The sequence below is a fragment of the Paraburkholderia tropica genome, assembly GCF_014171495.1.
In the GTDB taxonomy this organism is placed as follows: Bacteria; Pseudomonadota; Gammaproteobacteria; order Burkholderiales; family Burkholderiaceae; genus Paraburkholderia; species Paraburkholderia tropica.
Genome location: NZ_CP049137.1, coordinates 1162122 through 1184633 on the forward strand (window position 1 = coordinate 1162122; position 22512 = coordinate 1184633).

17 protein-coding genes are annotated in these 22512 nt (G+C 61.3%); 11 read left to right on the top strand and 6 right to left on the bottom strand.

Annotated features, from left to right (window positions below):
- From tssE to tssB, 3 genes are all read right to left on the bottom strand, one after another.
- Positions 1-423, bottom strand: a complete 423-nt coding sequence (gene tssE / locus G5S35_RS35565) for a type VI secretion system baseplate subunit TssE (protein WP_110329076.1) — start codon at positions 421-423, stop codon at positions 1-3.
- Between the two features lie 12 nt (positions 424-435).
- Positions 436-1932, bottom strand: coding sequence for a type VI secretion system contractile sheath large subunit (gene tssC, locus G5S35_RS35570; RefSeq protein ID WP_110329075.1), 1497 nt, complete (start codon positions 1930-1932; stop codon positions 436-438).
- Between the two features lie 71 nt (positions 1933-2003).
- Complete coding sequence (gene tssB, locus G5S35_RS35575; protein ID WP_183040179.1) at positions 2004-2513, bottom strand: type VI secretion system contractile sheath small subunit; 510 nt, start codon at positions 2511-2513, stop codon at positions 2004-2006.
- A 479-nt stretch (positions 2514-2992) separates the two neighbouring features.
- Between tssB and tssH the strand changes: the two genes are divergently transcribed.
- The 5 genes from tssH to tssM are packed head-to-tail and all read left to right on the top strand — an operon-like array spanning position 2993 to position 13089.
- On the top strand, positions 2993-5596 hold the full coding sequence (tssH, locus tag G5S35_RS35580; protein WP_183040180.1) for a type VI secretion system ATPase TssH: 2604 nt from the start codon (positions 2993-2995) through the stop codon (positions 5594-5596).
- A gap of 11 nt (positions 5597-5607) precedes the next feature.
- Entirely contained in the window at positions 5608-7170 is a 1563-nt protein-coding gene (locus tag G5S35_RS35585) for a sigma 54-interacting transcriptional regulator (RefSeq protein WP_181441080.1), read from the top strand.
- Positions 7167-7895: a type VI secretion system-associated protein TagO gene (locus tag G5S35_RS35590; RefSeq protein ID WP_110329071.1), complete on the top strand. Its 729-nt coding sequence runs from the start codon at positions 7167-7169 to the stop codon at positions 7893-7895. Before G5S35_RS35585 ends, G5S35_RS35590 begins: the two co-directional genes overlap by 4 nt.
- Positions 7892-9355 (top strand): type VI secretion system protein TssA, encoded by a 1464-nt coding sequence (tssA, locus tag G5S35_RS35595; RefSeq protein WP_202035038.1) that lies wholly within the window; start codon positions 7892-7894, stop codon positions 9353-9355. The genes G5S35_RS35590 and tssA overlap by 4 nt, the downstream gene beginning before the upstream one ends.
- On the top strand, positions 9352-13089 hold the full coding sequence (gene tssM / locus G5S35_RS35600) for a type VI secretion system membrane subunit TssM (protein WP_202035039.1): 3738 nt from the start codon (positions 9352-9354) through the stop codon (positions 13087-13089). The genes tssA and tssM overlap by 4 nt, the downstream gene beginning before the upstream one ends.
- A gap of 382 nt (positions 13090-13471) precedes the next feature.
- Here the strand turns inward: tssM and G5S35_RS35605 are convergent, their stop codons facing one another.
- The gene (locus G5S35_RS35605) at positions 13472-14710 is read right to left on the bottom strand and encodes a LysR family transcriptional regulator (protein WP_183040181.1); all 1239 of its coding nucleotides are present in this window, start codon (positions 14708-14710) and stop codon (positions 13472-13474) included.
- Between the two features lie 143 nt (positions 14711-14853).
- On the opposite strand from G5S35_RS35605, the gene G5S35_RS35610 reads away from it, so the two are divergent.
- The 4 genes from G5S35_RS35610 (at position 14854) to G5S35_RS35625 (ending at position 19271) form a co-directional block, all read left to right on the top strand.
- Complete coding sequence (locus G5S35_RS35610) at positions 14854-15705, top strand: amidohydrolase family protein (protein WP_065062862.1); 852 nt, start codon at positions 14854-14856, stop codon at positions 15703-15705.
- Positions 15706-15714: 9 nt separating this feature from the next.
- Positions 15715-16647, top strand: a complete 933-nt coding sequence (locus tag G5S35_RS35615) for a substrate-binding domain-containing protein (RefSeq protein WP_237181829.1) — start codon at positions 15715-15717, stop codon at positions 16645-16647.
- A gap of 68 nt (positions 16648-16715) precedes the next feature.
- On the top strand, positions 16716-18074 hold the full coding sequence (dctA, locus tag G5S35_RS35620) for a C4-dicarboxylate transporter DctA (protein WP_065062866.1): 1359 nt from the start codon (positions 16716-16718) through the stop codon (positions 18072-18074).
- 165 nt (positions 18075-18239) lie between these two features.
- The gene (locus G5S35_RS35625; protein WP_183040182.1) at positions 18240-19271 is read left to right on the top strand and encodes a porin; all 1032 of its coding nucleotides are present in this window, start codon (positions 18240-18242) and stop codon (positions 19269-19271) included.
- 27 nt (positions 19272-19298) lie between these two features.
- Here G5S35_RS35625 and G5S35_RS35630 read toward each other — a convergent pair whose 3' ends face one another.
- Positions 19299-20033, bottom strand: a complete 735-nt coding sequence (locus G5S35_RS35630; protein ID WP_065062870.1) for a 4'-phosphopantetheinyl transferase family protein — start codon at positions 20031-20033, stop codon at positions 19299-19301.
- A gap of 71 nt (positions 20034-20104) precedes the next feature.
- Positions 20105-20761, bottom strand: a complete 657-nt coding sequence (locus tag G5S35_RS35635) for a nitroreductase family protein (RefSeq protein ID WP_183040183.1) — start codon at positions 20759-20761, stop codon at positions 20105-20107.
- Positions 20762-21486: 725 nt separating this feature from the next.
- On the opposite strand from G5S35_RS35635, the gene G5S35_RS35640 reads away from it, so the two are divergent.
- Both G5S35_RS35640 and G5S35_RS35645 read left to right on the top strand, forming a co-directional pair.
- Positions 21487-21705 (top strand): MbtH family protein, encoded by a 219-nt coding sequence (locus G5S35_RS35640; RefSeq protein WP_065062873.1) that lies wholly within the window; start codon positions 21487-21489, stop codon positions 21703-21705.
- A 1-nt stretch (position 21706) separates the two neighbouring features.
- Positions 21707-22495, top strand: a complete 789-nt coding sequence (locus tag G5S35_RS35645; protein WP_176080647.1) for a thioesterase II family protein — start codon at positions 21707-21709, stop codon at positions 22493-22495.
- The last annotated feature ends 17 nt before the right edge of the window (positions 22496-22512 follow it).

Here is a 22512-nt window from a genome sequence, read left to right on the forward strand (position 1 = left end):
TCAGGCGACATGGGCCTGTCGGTTTCGATGACTGATCACCAGGTCAATCTCGACCTGTTCATCCTTGTGTTGCACGGGAACGAGGCAATCGAGCCTGAAATGCAGATCCAGCGGCTGTTCGTCGCGCGGGCACGCCCGCACGCCGAGCACGACGACGCGGGGCTCGAAGGCACGCACCATCACCTCGATTTCCCCACGTAGGCGCAGCATCAGGTCGGTCGTACCGGCCAGTGCGTCGTTGAAGTCGCGCAGACCGAGCTCGGGGCTGCTCTGCGAGCAGCCTTGCCGGCTATTGAGCAGCCACTGCAAATGCTGCCGGATTGCAAGTACACGCCCGGCAACCTGCTGCTGACGGTTACGAACGGGCGGTGCGTCCGGATCGAGGCGCTCGAACAGGCTTCCTTGGCCTCGCGACCGTGGCATGGCGTTCGTTCCTTATTCCCGGTCGAGACGGCCGACGAGCGACAGTTCGAAATTGGCGCCCATGTATTTGAAGTGGGGGCGCACGGCCATCGACACCTGATACCAGCCAGGATTGCCGCTGACTTCCTGCACCTCCACATGAGCGGCCCGCAGCGGACGACGACTGCGCACATCCGAGGAGGGATTTTCCTGATCGGCGATGTACTGCTTGAGCCACTTGTTGAGTTCGCGCTCAAGATCCTGACGTTCTTTCCAGCTGCCGATCTGCTCGCGTTGCAGCACTTTGATGTAGTGCGCGAGGCGATTGATGATGAACATATAGGGCAGTTGGGTGCCCAACTTGTAGTTGGTTTGCGCCTGTTGCCCTTCTGCTGTCTTCGAGAAAAGTTTCGGCTTTTGAACCGAGTTCGCCGAGAAAAAGGCAGCATTGTCGCTGTCTTTTCGCATGGTTAGCGGAATGAATCCCTCTTCGGAAAGCTCGAACTCCTTACGGTCGGAGATGAGTACCTCGGTGGGAATCTTGGCCTGAAGCTGACCAAGCGACTCGTACAGATGCACCGGCAGATCGTCGACGGCGCCGCCCGACTGCGGGCCGATGATGTTCGGGCACCAGCGATAGCGGGCGAAGCTCTCGGTGATGCGGGTGGCCATAAGCCACGCCGTATTGCCCCAGAGATAATTGCTGTGCTTGCCATCGATCGATTCGCGATAGTCGAAGCTGCGGATTGGGTTTTCGAGCGGATCGTAGGGCTGGCGCAGCAAGAAACGCGGCATCGTCAGGCCGAGGTAGCGTGCGTCCTCGGACTCCCGCAGGCTGCGCCATTTCGCAAAGCGCGGACCCTCGAAGATGTCCCCGACTTCCTTGAGGTTGGGGAGATCCTCGAAACTCTGCAGGTTAAAAAATTCGGGGCCCGCGGCGGCAATGAAGGGAGCGTGGGCCATGGCGCCAACGGACGCCACGTAGCTGAGAAGCTTCATGTCCGCAGCAGACGGTCCGAAGGTGTAGTTGCCGACGATGGCGGCCACCGGCTCACCGCCGAACTGGCCGTAACCGGACGTATAGGCATGCTTGTAAAGCCCGCTGCGCGTGATGTCCGCCGATCCCTCGAAGTCGTCCAGCAATTCGCTCTGGGTGACATGCAGCATCTCGATGCGGTTGTTCTCGCGGAAATCGGTGCGGCTGACGAGAAGATTGAGCCCTCGCCATGCCGACTCGAGTTCCTGCAACTGCGGATGGTGCAGGATGTCATCCATCTGCAGACTGAGCTTGCGATCGATCTCGGCGATCATCTGGTCGACGAGGAGCTTGTTGACGGGCTGCTCCTGTTCTCCGGACCTCAGCATTTCCGCGATGAAGGCAGCGACACCGCGTTCGGCGACTGCGTAGCCTTCGTGACTCGGTTCGATGTGGGTCTGAGCCATGATCTGCTCGATCAGGCCGGTGGAGGCGGCTCCGCCAGCGACGCCGGAGCGATCCTGCTCTGCAATGGGGCTTTCCTGCTGATTCATTGGACGACGATCCTTAAGTCAACACGTGCGATTAGAGATGAGTGTGCGAGAGCGGCTGTGGCTTGCGCGAATCAGTGATTGCTCGCCGGATCCAGCACGAGATTGAGTTCGCTGGCGAGTTGCGCGCGAGCTTTGTCATCGGCGAGAAGCGACTGCAACTGTTTTCGGAATGCGGGCACATTACCCAGCGGCCCCTTGAGTGCGACGAGCGCTTCGCGCAGATCCAGCAGCTTGCGTAATTCCGGGACCTGACGTGCGATCGCGTCGGGAGCGAAGTCCTTCATCGAGCGGAATTTCAGATCGACCGCAAGTGTGTCGTCATCCCCGTTGCTGGCGAGTTTTGCGGGTACATCCAGTTTGAGACTGAGTTCGGCTTTCGCCATGACATCGTCGAACGTGTCTTTGTCGATAACAACAGCCTGGCGCTCTTCCAGCGGCGTTGCTTCTTCATGTCCCTTGAAATTACCCGTCACGAGGAGTTTCAGAGGGAGTTCCATCTCCGCCTGTTCATCGCCTGTGGCGGGAACGTATTTGATATTGATGCGCTCCTGAGGCGCAACGGATGTTGCTTTCTTGGCCATGCGTTCAGACTCCTGACGAATATCGGAAACAACGTGCCTGCATGCGCCTGGATCTGATGCCCGCCTCGGCATGACACAGTTTCGAACAGCAATTACGCGAAGCAACTCATAAAGGAGTCCGGGTTGTATCGCGCCCATTCAGGCTATATCGGGCTAATTCAGGCTATATCCAGCTAATGCAAACAAGCAAACAGGCAACACAGAAACATCGGTGGCGATCCTATCGGCTTTCCTTGGAGATTTCGATGCGGAAATTTGCACTTACACCTGTTGCCGCAAGGCCAGTTCCTTTGTCGGACGAATTTAAGAATGATCCTATGTCGTTGAGAGGCGTGAAATGGTCTTTTAAGACTTTTGAAAAAAATGCATGGCGTGCGACGGCCTGACTCAACGTCGTTTGCTTATAAAAACGAGTTGCTATAGCAACGAAAGTCCAAATGCCGGCCGGATGCGGGCTTTATTGAATAAAGACTGACAGCATGATCAGAATAGAACTGGCAGCAATCGTAGGAAAGTTGAACCAGGTATGCAGACAGAGCCTCGAAGAGGCTGCGAGTCTATGTATCAGCCAGCGCGGCGCCGAAGTCACTATCCCGCATGTGCTCTTCAAGTTGCTGGACACGCCGGAGAACGACCTTCGCATCGTACTCACGCGCTCGGGTCTGGATCTCGACGCGGTACGCCATGCCCTGTCGACCGGATTCTCTGCGCAGGACGAAATTGGCGGCCAATACCCCACATTCTCGCCATTGCTGGTCGAATTGCTTCAGGACGCGTGGTTGCTCGGTTCCGCGGAACTCGGGCAGGACGCCATCCGTAGTGGCACGCTGATCCTCGCGGCGTTGCTTAATTCGGCCCGTTACCTGCCGCTCGCTGCGGTCCGTCTCTTTGAAACGGTAAACCGCGAGACCTTGCGAAAACAGTTCGCGGCGTTGCTCGATACCTCGGTTGAAACGCCTGAGGCCGTCGCATCGCCGTCCTCATCCAAAACGGAAACAGCCGATACGGCATTAGCAAAGTTTGGCCACGATTTCACGGCCCAGGCGCGCGCGGGCGGTATCGATCCGGTGTTGTGCCGGGATGCCGAAATCGACCTGATGATCGATATCCTTTCGCGGCGCCGCAAAAACAATCCCATCGTCGTCGGCGATGCCGGTGTGGGCAAGAGCGCCGTCGTGGAGGGACTGGCCTTGCGTATCGTGCAAGGACGCGTGCCTGATCCGCTACGCAACGTCTCGTTGTGGGGCCTGGATCTGGGTGCCTTGCAGGCCGGCGCCGCGGTCAAGGGTGAGTTCGAGAAGCGGCTGAAGGCGGTGATCGACGAGGTCAAGGCGTCAGTGCGGCCCATTGTCCTTTTCGCCGACGAGGCGCATACGCTGATTGGCGCCGGTAATAGTGCAGGCGGCACCGACGCCGCCAATCTGCTCAAACCCGCGCTGGCGCGCGGTGACTTGCGTATGGTGGCGGCGACCACCTGGTCTGAATACAAGAAGTATTTCGAAAAGGATCCGGCGCTCTCACGCCGCTTCCAGCTGGTAAAGCTCGACCAGCCTGACGAAGCACAGGCGATGCATATCCTTCGCGGTTTGCGGTCGATCTATGAGCAGGCACATCGAGTCTATATCGGTGACGACGCGATCCACGCGGCTGTCGCGCTCTCCGCGCGTTACCTGTCCGGTCGGCAACTCCCCGACAAGGCAATCGACGTGCTCGACACCGCATGTGCGCGCGTGGCGACGGCCCTCGGTGAGCCGCCACGACGGCTCGCGGCGCTGGAGAACGAGCGACTGCAGATCGAAGCGGAGGTCGCGCATCTCGAACGAGATCGCCGCGCCGGCCGTGCCGTGAACGCCGCTCGCATCGATGAGCTTGTCGACCTGCGCTGCAACGTCGATGCGCAGATCGTCTCTCTGCAAGATGCGTGGCATCAGCAGAAGGCACTCGTCGACGAAATTCTCTCGCTGCGTCAGGCAGTTGAGCGGACTGGCGGCGGTCCTGCTCATGGCGATGTCGCTGCCCATGTCGAAACACGCGCAACGCTGATCGATGCTGTCGCGCGACTGTCTGCGCTTCAGCGTGATGGTGCGTTCCTGCATGCCGACGTGGGCGAGGAGCAGATTGCCCAGGTGATCGCCGACTGGACCGGTATCCCCGCGACCTCCATCACGAGCGACCGTATGGGGCGACTCGAGTCGCTTCCCGGCATGCTGCGCGAACGGGTGAAAGGGCAGGATAAGGCGCTTGATCACATCTATCGCCATTTGCTGACTGCGATGGCCGATCTGCGTCGGCCGGGCACGCCACTCGGTGCCTTCTTGCTTGTCGGACCGAGCGGTGTGGGCAAGACGGAAACGGCGCTCGCACTGGCCGATGCCTTGTTTGGCGGGCGGCAGTTCCTGACGACGATCAATATGTCGGAATATCAGGAGAAGCACACCGTATCGCGTCTGCTCGGTGCGCCGCCCGGATACGTGGGTTACGGCGAGGGTGGCGTACTGACCGAGGCCATTCGTCAACGTCCCTATTCCGTGGTGTTGCTCGATGAGGTCGAGAAGGCCCATCCGGAAGTCCTGAACATTTTCTATCAGGCGTTCGACAAGGGCGAAGTCGCTGACGGCGAAGGCCGGCTGATCGACTGCAAAAACGTGCTCTTCATGCTGACGTCCAACCTCGGCTTCGATCAGCGGGACGAATCGCTCAGCGATCTTGAAGAAGAGGCCTTGCGTGCAAGGCTCGCGAAGTTTTTCAAGCCGGCGCTGCTTGCGCGTATGCAGGTGGTGCCGTATCGCTATCTGGATGAGAGCGTGCTTGCCGAGATTGTCGATGCGCGTCTGTCGCGATTGCAGGCGCAGTTCTCGCTACGTTACGACGCAAACCTGATGGTGGATGAGAGCGCACAGGCAGAACTGCGCGCGCGATGCATCCGCCACGAAAACGGTGCGCGTATGCTGGACGCGAGCATCGACGGCGAACTGCTGCCGCCGCTTTCGCTGGCTGTACTGCAGCGTATCGCATCCCGGGAGCCGTTTAACGGCGCGGCAATCGCATGGGATGGTCATGCGTTCTCTACCGCGTTGCTTTGATGGAGCGGGCGATGAATGCAAACGAGGTCGCAGCGATCGGCTTCGACATGGTTTCATCGGCCAGCCTGGGGGCGTTGACCGGTGGCTTTCTGCATCGGGCACGGCGCGCTGCTGGACTGAGCGCCGCGTTCTGCTACCTGTGCGATGCCACGCGGGAGCGTTTGATTCCGCTAGTGGGAGACACCACGTCACTGGATGGCTGGCCAGACATCTGCATGGAAGAACTGGAGAATCCTCTGGTCTACAGCCTGTTGAAACGCAAAGCCTGTCAGGTCGAGGACATCAATCGACTGGTCGCTGTCGGGAAGGGTTTCGAGTTGCTGCGCGAGCGGCTGCCTGCCTGTCCCAGCCTTCTGGCCATTCCGTTGCTTGATGCCAGGGGGCGGGCATTGGGCGTTCTGGTGGTGACCGCGGGGGCCGATGTATTGCGCGGATGGCGCAGCGACCCCGTTTGGCAGTTGCTGGTCGACACACACGAGCGTCTATTCGCCAGGCTAGGCAGCGAACTCGACGCAGCGGCGCGCAACGGACGTGCTGAGCGGCAGAAGCTCGAACCCGACGAGGGGCAAAGCCGCGCCGCGCGTCTACTGGCGTCTGGCTTCGTGGGTGCCAGTCCTGCGGCACAGCGTATCCGCGCGGAGATGCTCCGTCTCGCCGAATCCAGTCTGTCGACGCTCATCACCGGAGAAACCGGCTCCGGAAAAGATCATGCGGCCTGGTTGATACACCAGGCGTCGTCCCGCGGCGGCCAGTTCGTACCGGTGAATTGCGCGGCTATCTCGGCTGAGCTCATTGAAGCCGAGCTTTTTGGCAGCGTCAAAGGCGCCTTTACTGGAGCGACGCAATCGCGCAATGGATTGGTGGCGGAGGCCGATGGCGGCACCCTCTTTCTCGATGAGATTGGCGATATGCCCATGCCGCTTCAGGCCACGCTGTTGCGTGTGCTCAATGAAAAGCGGTACCGGCCTGTTGGCGCGACCAAAGAGCGCGAGTCGAACTTCCGGCTGATCTGCGCGACGCACCAGCCTTTGCCGCAGATGATCAGGGAAGGGCGCTTTCGTGAGGACCTGTATTTCCGTATTCGCCAGACGACGCTGGCGCTTCCGCCGCTGCGCGAGCGCGCGGAGGATATTCCCGCACTGGCGACCCACGCACTGTTTCAATATAACCGGGAGCAGCAGTCTCACGTCAGCGGGTTCGATGCACAGGCGCTTGCGTGGCTGAAACTGCAGCCGTTTCCAGGCAATGTGCGCGAACTGCGAAATCTCGTTATGGCCGCCTCCGAACAGGCCAGGAGCAACGGCATGATCGGCCTCGAGATCGTGCGGGCGCTGATGAACAGTCTTGAAGTTATATCGGTCCCCGATGATGCGGAGCGGGGGGTGCAGGGGCTTCTCGCCATGGATGACCTGCCGGCTGCAATGGAGGCTTTCGAGCGGCTACTGATCAGCCGTCGACTGAAGCTCTCCGAAGGATCTCGCACCCGCACCGCGCAAAGCCTCGGCATACCCAAACGAACACTGGCCAGAAAGTGCCGCAAGTGGAAGCTGGATCAGGAGATCAATGCCTCATGAGGCTCACAGGTTTATCAGGATTATTGGCTGCCCTGTTATTTATCGCAGGCTGCCATCCCCGCCAGGAAAACCCCGCTGCGGCCACGAATCCCATTGCTGCCTGCACCGTCATCGTGTCACCCATGCAACGCCTGGCGTGCTTCGACACCGTTGCCGGCACACCGGCCGGACTGGCGCGGCTGACTGCAGAGCCGGCAACTGCGGGTTCGCCGAGCATCGCGGCTTCGGCCGCCGCCGAGGTTCAGTCCGAATCAGCACCGGCCGTTGCGGAACTCGTCCGGCGTAACGAAGCGTCGAGAACAGGCGATAGCAGTCAGTTTGTGATGTCGCGCTGGCCAGATGGCGATCAAGGGCGACTCCAGGTCGTCATTTCGGCGCCTGCGATCGGCTCGGGTGCACAAGGCCCCTGGCTGGCAATCAGTTGCAAATCGGGTATCACACGGCTTCAGTTTCTGAGTTCGGAGTCGCTATTGGATAACCGCATCCGTATTCGTCTTTCGATGGATGGCCGCTCACTGTCGGACGCGACGATCTGGCAGGTGCTGGAGAGCGGGAACGTGATCGATGCGGGAAGAGGGCTGGTGGCAATCGAACTGCTGCGGCGCATTGGGAATGGCGCGCGGCTGCGTATTGAGAGCAGTTATCCGGCATTGGACGGTCAGGAGTTTGATGCGACGCGCCTCAAGGCACTCATCGACGAGGAACGTGAGGCCTGTCACTGGTGAACGGATATCGTGCCCTTGACCTGAAGCATTTGCTGGAGCCCCTGGAGGCGCTTCAGCCGGCGGGTCATTTCGATGAGAACGACGAGCGTTACCAGATTATTGACCAGGAGATGGTCAAGCTTGGAGGCTTGCATGAAGCGAGCATGGACTGGTCACGCATCGACGAAGCAGCCAGGCAGTACTTGACGCAGCAGTGTAAGCATTTCCGGGTAGCCGGCCACCTGATCACCGCATGCCTGCGCGCGCGAAGCTGGCAGGCCTGGGTGGATGCGCTCGGGCTGCTAACAGGCATGGTGCAGGACTACTGGGAGACCGGTTTTCCGAAGCCCGGGCCAGCCGGGCATGCGGCACGGCGAAAGCTGGTCGCCATGCTGATTGGCCGTCTGACCGAAGCGCAGGGGGCGCTCGATCCGCAGGCCTTCGAGAAAGATCTGCAGGCGCAGGCGCAGCGCGCTCTGGCCGCCATTCAGGCGGCGGCCATACCTGCGCAACTGGATGCAGCGCCACTCGCGACACTGGAATTGAGGCTGAACCAAAGTGTGGATGCTACGCGTGCGCCTGAGCCGACCGAAAGTCGGTCCTCGGCGTCATCCGTCCGGCAGGCTGCCACTGGAATCAGCGAGGAATTCTTCAGCGCGGGCAGTGCGCTCAGGCTGGGCGAAGAGCGTGAGAATCGTCGCTCGCTGTTGACGGTCGCCGAGTTCGTCAATGTTCAGGATGCCTATGATCCAACGGGTTACCAGCTTCGTCGATTTGCGCTGTGGGGACACCTGCGCGCCGCGCCCCCAGCGCGGCATGAGCAGCGTACGGAACTGGCGGGCGTGCCCATTGACATCGTGGACAGTTACCAGGAAGCGCTGGCGCGCAACGCCGTGACGCCCGTGCTGCTGCAAAGGGTCGAGAAAAGTGTCGCTGGTTCGCCGTATTGGATACGCGGGAGTTATCTCGCGGCGGGCATTGCGGACCGGCTGGAGATGAAGGAAGTGGCCGATGCGATCTGCCACGCCGCGGCCCGCTTCGTGCGGCGCATGCCGATGGTGGCGAAGCTGTGTTTCAGCGACGGGCGGCCCTTCGTCGACGACGAAACACTGCATTGGCTGAGCGGGGTGGCTTCGGAGTCGAGCCCTGCAGCCGCGGTGCAGGAATATTCGAGTCTGCGCGACGAACTGGTTGCGCAACTCGACCGCGAGGGCGTGGAAGTCGTACTCAAGCGCCTTCAGGATATGCAGGCGGGTTTTCATGCGCCGCGCCAACGCTGTCACGTGACGGTCATTGCCGCCGACTTGCTCGCCGCGCGCGGGTTGGCCTGGTTGGCCGCCGATCTATACGCCAATGTTGCGCGCGCCATGCAGGGCACGCTCGCAGCGCAGTGGGAACCGGATCTTTGGGGGCACCTGGCAAAACAATTACCGCCGACAGTGGCCATTGAACAGGGAAGAAAGGGGCAGGAAGCATCATGATGATGAAGTTGAAATCATTTTTCACGCGATACGGCGGTTCCCTGAAGAAACCGATCCGGGGCGCCGTGCCCGTGCTGCTGATCCTCGGGCTCGTATTCGTGCTCGCGGCCATCTGGTGGCTCGGGCCGAAGTGGGTTTGGCGCGCGGGTCACCCGCTAAGCGGGCTCACGGCGCGCACCTTGTTGACGCTGGTGGTTCTGCTCGTGCCGCTTGTTGTCTGGTCATTGATCCTGCGCAGCCGTAACCGGACGCTCGAGGCAGAGAGAAAACGCGATCAGGAGCTCGAAAAGAACGACGCGCTGCGCCATGTGCAGGCACAGGAGCGCTCGCTCGACCGTAGCCTGGCGACGCTTCAGGCGAACCTGACAGGGCGTAACGCGCTTTATCAGCTTCCCTGGTACCTGGTCCTTGGACAGGAAAACGCCGGCAAGACGAGTTTCATCAATCGTTCCGGCCAGCAGTTTTCGGTAACCGGTGTGGCCAAGGCAGCCAGTCAGCAGGTTTCCCGCGATCCCGATCTGATCTGGAACATCGACTGGTGGATCGGCGATCACGCGGTCCTGATCGATCCGCCAGGCGAAATTATCAGCCAATCCGACGATTGGAACGCCAGTGAACCAGCGACGCAGGCCGCTGTCGAGGGCAAGGAACATGATGGCGTAACCGGAAGTCCAGTCCCCCGCTTGTCTGAAGGACCACATGCCCCGCCCGGTACGAAGGCTCGCCTGTGGGAGAACCTGATCGACTGGCTCAATCGTAATCGCAGCCGCCGCCCGCTGAATGGCGTGGTGCTGGTTGTCGATCTGGTCACGCTGATCAACCAGAAGCCGAGCGATCGCAAGGCGCTCGCGATCCTGCTGAGGACCCGCCTGACAGAACTGAGTCGCCGTCTGGGAACACGCCCGCCGGTCTACGTACTGCTCAGCAAGATCGATCAGCTCGAAGGTTTCGATGCATTTTTCTCCCGGCTGCCGCGCACCACGCGCGAGGACATCCTGGGCTTTACCTTCACGCTGGATTCGGTGCAGCACTTCAACGCGTGGCAAAAAGAGCTGGCCGATTGCTACGATGCCTTTATTTCGCGGCTGAACGAGCAGGTCTTCGACGCCTTGGGGGAAACCGCCACGCTGGAACACAGAGAGGGGCTATTTTCGCTCGTACGCGAACTCGATGGCGTACGCCCGGTCTTGTTCGCGTTTCTCACGGAAGTCCTTGGCAGTGACCGCTATGCCACGCCCGCTTTGCCGCGCGGTGTTTACTTCTCGTCGGTTTATCAGCAGGGGTTGCTGGACAATGCGTTCGTCGCGGCAGCGGCGCGGTCCTATGGACTCGCAGCGCCGCTTTCTCGTGCGCAGCCGGCTGGGCGCGGCTCCGTTTATTTTGCGCAGCAGCTCTTTCAGAAGGTCATTTATCCCGAAGCCGGGCTCGCAGGCGATAACCTTCGGGTGCTGGCCGACAAGCGACGCACCATGCTGGTGAGCTGTGGCGTCGCGGCGCTGGGCAGTCTTGTGATCATCGGCGGCTGGCAGCACTATTACACCGTCAACCGCGACATGGCGCTGAGCGTGCTGGCCAAGAGCCGTGAATTCAGTGCTCGCGATATTGACGGCGAACTGGATCCCACAGGCCGCAATCTGTTGCAGCCACTGGACCAGATCCGTAAGGCGGTCGCGGTGTACGGCGATTACCGTTCGGCATGGCCTGGATTGGCCGACATGGGTTTATATCAAGGACGCAAGATCGGCCCGAAAGTGGACGAGGCTTACTTGCAGCTGCTGTCGCGTCGCTTCCTGCCAGAACTGGCTAGCGGCGTGATGGATGCGCTCAACGGAGCGTCTGCCAATAGCAGCGCGCAACTGGACGCGTTGCGTGTGTATCGCATGATTGAGGACCGGTCCAACCGGCGCGCGCCGATCGTCGAGGACTGGATGTCACGCTACTGGCAAGTGGCCATGCCGGACAACGGCACGACCCAGAAGGCGCTGATGCGCCATCTCGACTATGCGATGAAGTACGCCGATACGAGTCTGCCTCAGTACAGCGCACGCGTTATGGAAATTCAGCAGGAATTGAGGCAACTGCCCATGCCGCAGCGCGTTTACCTGACTATGCAGCAACAGGCGCAGGAGCTGCTGCATGCGCCACTCGATCTTCGCCAGGAAGTCGGGCCGGCCTTCGACATCGTATACAAGTCCGTTGTGCAGACCGCCAGCGAGCAGACGGGTGCTGCGAATGGCGATGCCACACAAAGCACGTTGATTCCTGCTCTCCTGACAGCACGGGGCTTCCGCGACTATTTCGGACCACGCAGCCACAATCTCACCGAGCTTGCCATGATCGATCAGTGGACGCTGGGCGAGCGTAAGCGTATCGACTACTCGGCCGCCGATGAACAGGCCCTGGACGAGCGTGTGCGCGCTATCTACAGCGCTGACTATATCGGCACGTGGCGTCGTGCGCTCAAGCAGCTCGATATTGTCGATTTCAACGATATCGGACAGGCGGCCAGCGTACTGGAAAGCCTCACCAGTCCCGCTGCCCCGCTTCGGCGTCTGCTGGAAACCACGCGTGACAATACAATGCTCTACGCACAGGACACGGACCCCAAGGTCAAGACCAAGGGCATCGCCGAGCCCAGTGATGTCGATCGCACTCAGGCGGCCGATATTGGCCGACCATTTGCCTCGCTCACCGGGCTGCTCGCGGCGAGGGATAACAAGCCAGCCTATCTTGATGAGGTAATGGCCGGTATTGCCAGCGTGCGTGACGTGGTGAAGTCCGTGCAGGACAGTCCGGACCGTGGCAAGGCTGCGCTGACAGTGGTGCTTGACCGCTTTGCGCTGAAGGGACCGGATCCGATCACCAATCTGCAACGTATCGCCTCGGGTCTTCCGGAGCCGCTCAACCAGCAGGTCAAGGCCATCGCCGATCAGTCCTCGCAGGTGCTGCTGGTAGAAGCGCTACGGGAACTGGAGCGCCGCTGGGACACGGACGTATACAGTTTCTACGGCACTCACCTGGCGGGGCGCTATCCCTTCGATCCATCGAGCCGTACTGATGCGTCGCTGGAGGACTTCGAAGCGTTCTTCGGGCCGCAGGGCAGGTTGCAGCAATTCCGTGACAAGTATCTCAAGGTGTTCCTCGAAGACAATCTCGACGCGTTGTACTCCGAACGGCGCGGTGGATACCTCGTGCGCACGAACGTCATGACTCAACTCGAGGCCGGCGCGCGTATCCGCGACGCGTTCTTCAACAACCGCGGCGCGCTGGGTGTCCAGTTCAACGTTGAGCCGCTCGGCCTCACGCCAAACCGGCGCAGCAGCTTGCTCGGCGTGGAAGGGCAACTGATCCCGTACGATCATGGTCCAAGCACCGGCGTAAGCCTCATCTGGCCGAACAGTCTGGGCAGTAGTACCGAGAGTCGGATCACGCTCGTGAACAGCAGCGGCAATAGCAGCAGTCTTGTCTATCAGGGGGCCTGGTCGGTATTCCGACTGCTCAGCCGGGCACGGCTCAATGGGGCCACGGCGAACAGCGTCGATCTGGGTTTCACCGCAGAGGACGGCGCCGCAATGCGCTATCGGATTACAGCGGAAAAGGCGAATAATCCGTTCACGCAACGCATCTTTACAGGCTTCGCGTTGCCGCGAACCTTGCTCAAGGACGACTCCGGGCAATTGGGTACGCCAGTTCAGCAGGCAGCCCCCGTGCGTGGCGTGGGTGAGGCCGGTTGAATTGCCCGGCGGCCAGCGCTGCGTCATATGCGGCAAGGCGGTGAATCGATCGCGGCGCAGGACAAACCGGGCCGGTGGACGACAATTGCCTGTTGATCCCAACGCGCCAGCGGGCGGAGACGAGATAAACGTCAGCTGGCGCGTGGCAAGGCAGAAAACCTGCGTGCCACGCGCTAGTCGAGCAGTCAGATTCTATGCAGCTTCGGCTCGATTTAACGCTTGTGTCGTTTCGGTCCAGGCCGTGCCAGGACCGTAGAGACACGTCTTGAGCGATGACAGACGCGGCGCGCCAATCGCAAGACCCCGCGCAAACGCTGGCGGCAAGCTCTATTCGAGACGCTCGCCCACAGATCGCGCAGCATTGGCTTTCACACCCTCCGCGTCACATCCCGTTCTGGGACTCCATCGCACTCTCCTCACACAGCAGTTCGAGAAAAGTCTGCTGGAACGCGGTGCCGAGCCAGTCGGTCCGCACCGTGTATCCAACCGCGCGGCTCGCACCGGGCAATTCCAGATTCAGGGCGACGAGTTCGCGCCCCGGATACGCATCGCGAATCTGCGCGCGCGACAGCAGGGTCAGGCAATCGCTTTCCATGAGCATCGCCAGCATCATCGCGAGCGAACTGGTTTCCACGACCAACGGCGGCTTGACCGGCAAGCGCGCGAATATCGAATCGATCACCGCGCGGCGCGGCACGTTGTGTTGCGGCATGACCCAGTCATGGTCCGCCAGATCAGCGAGGACCACGGATTTACGCCTTGCCAGCGCGTGCCCTTTGCGCACGGCCACGACGTAAGGATCGGCAAACAATTCCGTTTCGTGGACCAGGCCGGTGAGACGCGGCTCGCGCAGTCCGCCAACGAGGAAATCGATCCCGCCGCTGCGCAACTCGCGGAGCAGATGCGCATGGGACCCTTCCTCGACGGTGACGCGCGACGCGGGATAGCGTTGGCGCAGCCGTTGAATGGCGCGCGCGACGAGGCGCGGCGGCAGCAAGGGCAGCACGCCGATCGACACCTTGCCGGTGAGTTGCCCGCGCGCGTAGGCGAGTTCATCGACCGCCTGGGTGATTTCATAGAGCGCGAGGCTCAAACAGCGCGCGAACTCGACGCCGGCGGGGTTCGCCGACACGTTATGCACGCGGCGGCGATAAAGCGACACTCCGACGTTCTGCTCAAGCTGCCGCGCCGCCCGATGCACCGCGGGCTGGGAGATGCCCAGCGACAACGCGGCCTCGGCGGCGGACCCGCCCTCGGCAATCGCCATGTGGCAGCGCACCTGCGCATCGGTCAGGCGCCGGCAAATCTTGGCCGCATTCGCCGCCGACTGACCGGTGAGCACGACCACCGCGCGTTCCATCTGATCGAGCATGCGCCGCACGCGCCGCTGCACGATGATCCCGTCGCCCGTCAATTCACTGCCGCCGAATCCCCGCTCGAACAACTGGCAATTAAAACGCGCTTCGAGTTTGTTGATCGCCATGCTCACGGCCGGCTGCGTGCGGCCGGCGTGAATGGCGGCCTGCCCGATTCCGCCCGCTTCGCACACCGCGTCGAAGAGAAAGAGACGCCTTAATCGCGCCAGATCATCGTCTGGCGATGTGTGTCCATCGACCTGCATCGAGCCTCCAGCATGACCAGGAGAAAACCCTGAGCTTAACGTAAATTGATGGCCTGCGGCTCACTTCGTATTGAGTCCTGGCGCGGCATCTCACTTACAGTAACGTTCAATTCAGCAGGACATTTTCAGCCAGGAGCACCTTCATGTCCGTCGTGATCGACACGCATACACACGCAATTTCGCCTGATACGCAACGTTATCCGCTCGCGCCGGTGGGTGGCCATCAATCGGAGTGGTCCGCCAAACGACCGGTCGATTACGAAGGTCTGCTCGCATCGATGGATGAGGCGGGGATCGACCGCGCCGTGGTCGTGCAGGCGTCGACCGTCTACGGAAACGACAATAGTTATGTCGTGGATGCGGTGCGCGCGCACCCGGATCGTTTTGCCGGCGTGTTCTCGATCGATGTGCTGGCAAGCGATGCCGTCACGCAAATGCAGCGCTGGCTCGACGCCGGTCTCTCGGGTCTGCGCCTGTTCACGACCGGCAGCACGATGCCGGGGCAAGCGGGCTGGCTCGATGACGAACGTTCGTATCCGGTGTGGGACTATGCGCAGCGCCATGGCGTGTCGATCTGCCTGCAGATGACGGCGCAGGGTATTCCCGCGCTGCTGAACATGCTCGCGCGCTTTCCGGATATCCGCGTGCTGCTCGACCATCTGGCGCGTCCGGAACTCGCCGGCGGCCCGCCTTATGAAGCGGCGGCGCCGCTGTTCAGCCTCGCGTCGCATCAGGGCGTCTATCTGAAGCTGACCAATCGCACGATCGCCGCCGCCGCGCAAGGCGCCTCGACGCCGGCGCAGTTTTTCCCGCGCGTGCTCGATGCGTTCGGCGCAAAGCGTATTGCGTGGGGATCGAATTTCCCCGCGGCCGAAGGCGCACTGTCGCAATTGCTGACGGAAGCGCGCGAGAGCCTGTCGATGTTGCCGACCGAAGCGCAACAGGCGATTTTCAGCGGAACGGCGCGTGCGGTGTATCCGTCGCTCGCCGCGTGAACCTGCACCATGCAAAGTGAAATCCTGAACGTGAACCGCCCAACCCAACCTTTGCGATTGAAGGCCGCGCTGAAGTCCTATGCGCACACGCGCGCGCTCAAAGCCGGCGAACTGACCGACCCGTCGGTCGAACTCGTGTTCGACGAAATCGAGCCCATTCACAACGCGTTCGCGCCGATGGCGCGTCGTCAGGCATTCGACGTCAGCGAACTGGCCATCGTCACGTATCTGCAGGCGAAGGCCTATGGCAAGCCGCTGATCCTGTTGCCTGCCGTGGTGGCCGCGCGTTTCCAGCAAGGCTGCATCATCTGCAGCACCGCGCGTCCCAAGCCCACGCTCGACGCATTGGCGGGCAAGCGCATTGGCGTGCGTGCGTACTCGCAAACCACCGGCATGTGGGTGCGGGCGATCCTCGGCGAAACCTATGGCGTGCCGCTCGAACAGATCGATTGGGTGACGCTCGATCGGGGCCATCTGGAGGAATACGCCGAGCCGCCTTTCGTCAGCCATGCCGAGCCGGGCAAACAGCTTTTATCGATGTTGCGTTCCGGTGAAATCGACGCCGCCATTCTCGGTAACGATCTGCCCGACGATCCGGACTTTACGCCGCTGATCGACAACGCCGCCGCCGCCGATCGTGAATGGTATGCACGGCACGGCTATGTGCCGATCAATCACGTGGTCGTCGTGACGGAAGATCTCGCCAGGACGCATCCGCTGGCGGTGCGTGCCGTGTACGATTTGCTCAAACGCGGCAAGGACTCGGTCGCCGCGCAGAACGCCGGCGCGCCCGACAAACTGCTGTTCGGTTATGACGCGCTGCGCGGGCCGCTCGAAGAGACGATCCAGTATTGCGAGCAGCAGAAGTTATTACCGCGCAAGCTGAGCGTCGATGAAATCTTCGCGGATAGTTTGCGCATCCTGGGCGAATCCGGAAGCTGAAGGATTGGCTTTCGCGTGACCCGCGTTCGAGCGAATCTGAATTCGCCGCTGTTTTTCAAGGAGATATCATGGCTCTGCCAGGCAAAGGCACCGCTTCGCCACCGAGAGGTCGCCGTCCGTTCTATCGCGACTTGTCGCTCCAGGTGCTGGCCGGCATGGCGTTGGGTACCGCCACGGGCTATTTCTTCCCGAAGTTCGGCATCAATCTGCAACCGCTCGGCGATGCGTTCATTCGCATTATCCAGATGCTGATCGGTCCCATCATCTTTTGCACTGTCTGCAGCGGAATTGCGGGCGTCAACGACTTCAAGAAAGTGGGGCGGGTCGCCATCAAGGCGCTCGTTTATTTTGAAGTCGTGACGTCGCTCGCGCTCGTGCTGGGGCTTGTCGTCGTCAATGTGCTCAAACCGGGTGTCGGCATGAATGTCGATCTTCATGGCATGCATTCGGCTGCGGTCGATAGCTATGTCGCGAAGGCGCATCATGTCGTGACGACGAGCGAGTTCCTGCTCAACGTGATTCCGCACACGGCGATTAGCGCCTTCGCGGGCGGCGATGTGTTGCAGGTGCTGTTCTTTTCGGTGCTGTTCGCGTTCGGTCTTGCAGCAATCGGCGAGCGTGCGCAACCGGCGTTGAATCTGATCGAGTCCGTGTCCGGCGCGCTGTTCTGGATCATCGGTCTGACGATGAAGATCGCGCCGCTTGCCGCGTTCGGCGCGATTGCCTTTACGGTCAGCAAATTCGGCTTCGGTACGCTCATGTCGCTCGGCAAACTGCTGCTGGAGTTTTATCTGACCTGTGCGCTGTTCATTCTGCTGATTCTCTGGCCGATCGCGAAGGTCAATGGTTTCAGTCTGCTGCGTCTGATGCGCTACATCGGCGCGGAGTTGTTGCTCGTGATCGGCACGAGTTCGTCGGAGACGGTGTTTCCGCAATTGATCGACAAACTCGAACGACTGGGTTGCGAGAAGTCGGTGGTCGGTCTCGTGTTGCCGACGGCCTATACATTCAATCACGACGGCACCTGCCTTTATTTCGCCGCAGCGGCGGTATTTCTCGCGCAGGCCACCAACACGCCGATGAGCTGGCACGATCAACTGGTGCTGCTTGCCGTTCTGCTGCTGACGTCGAAGGGCGCGGCGGGCGTTTCCGGCGCGGCGATCGCCGTGCTGGCCGCCACGCTGGCCGCATCGAACACCATTCCGGTCGAATCGATCGCGTTGATACTCGGCATTCACAAGGCGTTGTCGAGCGGCTTCGTGTTCACCAACATCGTCGGCAATACCGTGGCGACCATCGTGGTGGCGAACTGGGAAAAGGCGCTGGACCGCGTGGCGCTGCGCCGCGAGTTGAAGTCGGGATTCAAACCCGCGCCGGTTGCGTCGGCGCGTCTCAATCAGACTCATAGCGGCCACGCCGGCAACTAGCCGCACGGCGTCGCGGCACTGGCGGAACCGATGGAGCGGTTCCGCCAGTGCAAGGAAGCAAGCGCATATCAAGGAGTTTCATTCAACTAGTTAGGCATGCATATCGTCTGGAGGTTGTCGTTTCCTCCGCACGATAAAAATAAAATACATAGACGGAGACATGGCATGAAAGCACTCGCGTGGAGAAGCATTGGCGTTGGACTGTCACTCGCAGCCGGCGCGTCGCCGGCCTGGTCGCAAAGCAGCGTTCAGATCTACGGCACGGCAGACGGCGGCGTTCGTTACCAGACCAACGCGGTCAAAGGAGGAGGCACTGTGGTGACCATGAATTCGAATGGTTACTACAGTTCCAACAAACTGGGCTTTCTTGGAAAGGAAGACCTGGGCGGCGGATGGAATGCGCACTTCCGTCTGGAAAGCGGCTTCAATCTCGGCAACGGGCAACTGGACAACACCACCAATACCTTGTTCAACCGCCAGTCGTTTGTCGGCATCGGCAATCGCAAATACGGCTCGCTCGATTTCGGGCGGCAATACACGATCGCGCACGACATCATCAGCATTTACGATCCATTTGGTTTTCACTACACGCCGATTCTGCCGCTCACCCAGGCATCGGACGGCACGCGCAACAACAACTCCGTCAAGTACAAGAACGACTTCGGGCCTTTGTTGTTCGAGGTGGACAATTCGTTTGGCGGCGTGGCGGGCAATTTCAGCAGCGGCGCGACGCGCTCGGTCGGCGTGAGCTACAGCATGGGACCGGCGAGCATAGGCGGCGTGTACGGGCATCGCAACATTCTCACCGGCACGGCCTATATCGGTGACAGCTATTACATGGCGGGTGCCGCTTATAGCATCGGTCCGGTCAGGCTCTCGGGCGGCTTCATGTCGGAGGATCTCCAGAATCCGGCCGCGCCGCACCAGGTGACGAATAACGCGTTCGGCGGGTTTTCGTGGAATATCCAACCCTATCTGATTCTCGGCGGCGGCTATTACCAGACCACCGTATCGACCGACAAGGCCGGCCGCCGGGGGCTCGCGATCATGTCGCTCGCGTATCTGCTTTCCAAGCGCACGACGCTCTATACCGAAGTCGATTACACGTCTTACCGGCACGCGGTTGTCAGCACGCTCAACCCCGCCGGTGCGTCGAGCCAGACGGCCGTGACCGTGGGTCTCGACGTGCTGTTCTAGCCGCACCGATTGCGCGGATACGCGCGCTCAAAAGCTCCGGCTCAACCAGCCAAACGCATGTAGCGTCGAGGTCGAAATCGGCGTGGCGATGGCGGCGCTGATATTGCCGGGCATCGGCAGATCGATCACGCGGATGGCGTTCGCGTCGTCGCGCATCAGCGACATCGCGCCGACGCGATGCGCGCACAACGCTTCGACATAATCGACAGGCTGTGCCAGCAATTGCGATGCACAGGCGGCGCGCGCGCTCGCGAGGCTCATATCGGTGTCCGGGCGCGCGGTATCCGGCAGCAGGGTTTCCAGGCCGAATGCGTCGGCGCTCATCGCGAGCGTGATCCAGATGCCCGCGAAGGCGATGCGCAGCGAAAGCGGCGAGGGGCAGCCCGATTCGTCGAGGACCGGCTGGCCGTGCGCATCGTCGGAAAGGGCGACGGTTTCGGGCGACTTGTCGAGCGCATCGCCGAGAATGCGGCGCAACGAGACGCGCGCGATGGCGTAGCGCCGCGCAAAGGCGGGATTGCGATGATGGCGCATCCGTGCCGTTTCCTCGCGCGACAACCACAGCGCCGCTTCTTCGCGATTCAGATAATCCCAGCTTGCAGCGAGTCGCCAGATCATCAGTTCGCCGCTACGCGGCAGTGCGTGTTCCTTGCGTGTGTGCAGGCCCGAACGGTGCGGAATGAACTCGATGCCGGGTGTTGCATAGATAGGGTGTGACGAGTGGAAACCGCGCGCGGCTCCCGCATGCGTCGTGTCTTGCACGCTGCCTCCTTGTCGTTGAAATCGCGGCGCTTGCTGGCGCGCCGGCTTGGGTGACTGGCGCGGCGCAACGCCTATTGCGAGGTGCCGAACCACTCGCGCACATAGTGGGCGCCTGGCGGGCGCGGTTTGTCGGCGGATGAGGCGGGCGGCGTGCCGACGAACAGGAATCCGAGCACCTGCTCGTTTTCCGCGAAGCCGAGCGCGTCGTGCATGCGTGTGTCGTAGCTGTCCGCGCCGGTCGCCCAGAATCCGCCGTAACCCAATGCGTGAATCGCGTTGAGCATGTTCATTGTCGCGGCGCCGAGCGCGAGCACCTGTTCCACTTCGGGAATGCCGGTGTCGTGCGAGATCGCGGCCGCGAGCGCAATCACGAGCGGCGCGGCAAATGCCCTTTGCCGACGATGCGCGTGCGCTTCGCGCGGCGACTCAGGCGTGCGCGAGGCCGCGATATCGACAAGCAAGTCGCCCAGTGCGCCACGGGCTTCGCCGCGCACGACGACGAAGCGCCACGGGCGCAACTTGCCGTGATCGGGCGCGCGCATGGCGGCCTCGAAGATCAGATCCAGCTCGGCGTCGCGCGGAGCGGGTTCGGCGAGCGGCCAATGCGAGCGGCGCGAGAGCAGCACGTCGAGTGCAGCATTGGCGCGGACGTCGTGCGACGCGTCGTGCGCCGGTTCGTGTGCAGCGTCGGCAGCGGGGCGCGAAGGCGCGAGCGTGGAGGTTGTCATGAATATGAAAGGTTGACTGGAGAATCAGGACGCCGTCTATGATGCGTAATTTTCGGCGCAATTACAAATGATTCGCATTCAGATTTTTAAAGAAAGGCCCGAAGCGGACATGCGAGCGCGGCGTGAAACCGCGTATCGGCGGGCTTTTCAGCGAATTGGGAAAGGAGGGCGCGCGCATTCGAGAGCGCGCTTGCAGACGACGGAGAGTCGACGCATCTTATGCGCAACGAATCTCGCACACGACAATCCGGCAATTAATTCGGATTGCAAAGTGAAGTGGCGGTAAGTCTTGCCCGGGATCGGCTCGCCACGGGTTTGAAGCGTTCTGCACATTGCCGCCGCGGTTTGGGCGTCGTGCGCGCGAAGGGTAGCGCCTGAGCATGACACTTTCCATAAAGCCCCTTCAGCCATCAGTTTTAAATTGGCTTTCATACATTCAATTACAAATTCGCTTGCGCACCTTAAGGCCTTTGACGGAAAGGAAAAATGCGCGCGCGCCTGCGCCGCCGAGCGGATACCTCCCTCCCAGTCAGGTTGACACACCGAACCTCGGGATCTACTGTTTGCGGTATGAATAGGAATGATTAGCGTTTACGTTTGCATTTGTTAATGAATGCGAGCGCAACGATGCGTCTTGCATCGACTTCAAGAACGACATCGATAAGCGCTTCGACATTCACACCGAGATCTATCCGAACCATCGCTTCGAACCAAGGAGGGCTGCAATGAGCTGGGGCGACGAGAACACCGTTTTCCATGTCGTGCTGAATCACGAAGAGCAATATTCGATCTGGCCGGCATACAAGCCCGTGCCCGAGGGGTGGCGCGCGGAGGGCAAGACCGGTACGCGCGACGAGTGCCTCGCGCACATCGAGACCGTGTGGACCGACATGCGTCCGCTGAGCTTGCGCGAGGCGATGGCCGCGCAAGGCGCGCAAGCCTGATATGCCGGCGCGGCACGCCGACGTGGCGCTCACGCTGTACTGCCTGCCCTATGCGGGCGGCAATGCCGCGACGTATCGCGGCTGGGGCGCGTTGCTCGGGCCGCGCATCGAGTGCGTGGCGCTCGATCTGCCGGGCCACGGCCGCCTGCGCGCGACACCGGCGCTCGCCGACTGGCCCGCGCTCATCGACGCGCTGCTCGCGAACCTCGATCCCTTGCCGACACGTCCGTTCGCATTCTTCGGTCACAGCATGGGCGCGCTGGTCGCGCTGGAACTGGCCCATGCGATCCGCGAACGTCACGGGCGCGAGCCGCTGTGGCTCGGCGCATCCGCCTGCGTGGCGCCGCGCGAGCGCGAACTCGACGACGAACACCCGTCGCACTGGCTCGCCTGCAGCACGGCGGAGATGGTGGCGGAGTTGCGGCGTCTGGGCGGTACGCCCGACGAACTGCTCGCCGACGCGGAGTTTCTCGATCTCGCCTTGCCCGCCTTGCGCGCCGATTTCCACCTGTGCGCGAACCAGGCGCGGCGCGCGCGCGACCGTTCGATACGACTGGGCTGCCCGATCTGGAGTTTCGGCGGAACCGATGATTCGGTATCCGAACGATATGAAAACCTGTCAGCGTGGCGTCACGAAACCACGGGAGGATTTCATCAGCGCATGTTGGAGGGCGGGCACTTTTTTGTCGAGACGGCGCGCGAGCAGGTGATCCGCGACATTGCGGCGGCGCTGCACGCGCTGGCGTTCGCTACGGCCACGCACGCGGACGAGCCGGCTTATCCCTATTGATTTGATTCGATCCGATT

What these genes read in the sequence shown, in the direction of transcription:
- tssE (WP_110329076.1), bottom strand. Translation starts at nt 423, where the DNA reads ATGCCACGGTCGCGAGGCCAAGGAAGCCTGTTCGAGCGCCTCGATCCG.
- tssC (WP_110329075.1), bottom strand. Translation starts at nt 1,932, where the DNA reads ATGAATCAGCAGGAAAGCCCCATTGCAGAGCAGGATCGCTCCGGCGTC.
- tssB (WP_183040179.1), bottom strand. Translation starts at nt 2,513, where the DNA reads ATGGCCAAGAAAGCAACATCCGTTGCGCCTCAGGAGCGCATCAATATC.
- tssH (WP_183040180.1), top strand. Translation starts at nt 2,993, where the DNA reads ATGATCAGAATAGAACTGGCAGCAATCGTAGGAAAGTTGAACCAGGTA.
- G5S35_RS35585 (WP_181441080.1), top strand. Translation starts at nt 5,608, where the DNA reads ATGAATGCAAACGAGGTCGCAGCGATCGGCTTCGACATGGTTTCATCG.
- G5S35_RS35590 (WP_110329071.1), top strand. Translation starts at nt 7,167, where the DNA reads ATGAGGCTCACAGGTTTATCAGGATTATTGGCTGCCCTGTTATTTATC.
- tssM (WP_202035039.1), top strand. Translation starts at nt 9,352, where the DNA reads ATGATGATGAAGTTGAAATCATTTTTCACGCGATACGGCGGTTCCCTG.
- G5S35_RS35605 (WP_183040181.1), bottom strand. Translation starts at nt 14,710, where the DNA reads ATGCAGGTCGATGGACACACATCGCCAGACGATGATCTGGCGCGATTA.
- G5S35_RS35610 (WP_065062862.1), top strand. Translation starts at nt 14,854, where the DNA reads ATGTCCGTCGTGATCGACACGCATACACACGCAATTTCGCCTGATACG.
- G5S35_RS35615 (WP_237181829.1), top strand. Translation starts at nt 15,715, where the DNA reads ATGCAAAGTGAAATCCTGAACGTGAACCGCCCAACCCAACCTTTGCGA.
- dctA (WP_065062866.1), top strand. Translation starts at nt 16,716, where the DNA reads ATGGCTCTGCCAGGCAAAGGCACCGCTTCGCCACCGAGAGGTCGCCGT.
- G5S35_RS35625 (WP_183040182.1), top strand. Translation starts at nt 18,240, where the DNA reads ATGAAAGCACTCGCGTGGAGAAGCATTGGCGTTGGACTGTCACTCGCA.
- G5S35_RS35635 (WP_183040183.1), bottom strand. Translation starts at nt 20,761, where the DNA reads ATGACAACCTCCACGCTCGCGCCTTCGCGCCCCGCTGCCGACGCTGCA.
- G5S35_RS35640 (WP_065062873.1), top strand. Translation starts at nt 21,487, where the DNA reads ATGAGCTGGGGCGACGAGAACACCGTTTTCCATGTCGTGCTGAATCAC.
- G5S35_RS35645 (WP_176080647.1), top strand. Translation starts at nt 21,707, where the DNA reads ATGCCGGCGCGGCACGCCGACGTGGCGCTCACGCTGTACTGCCTGCCC.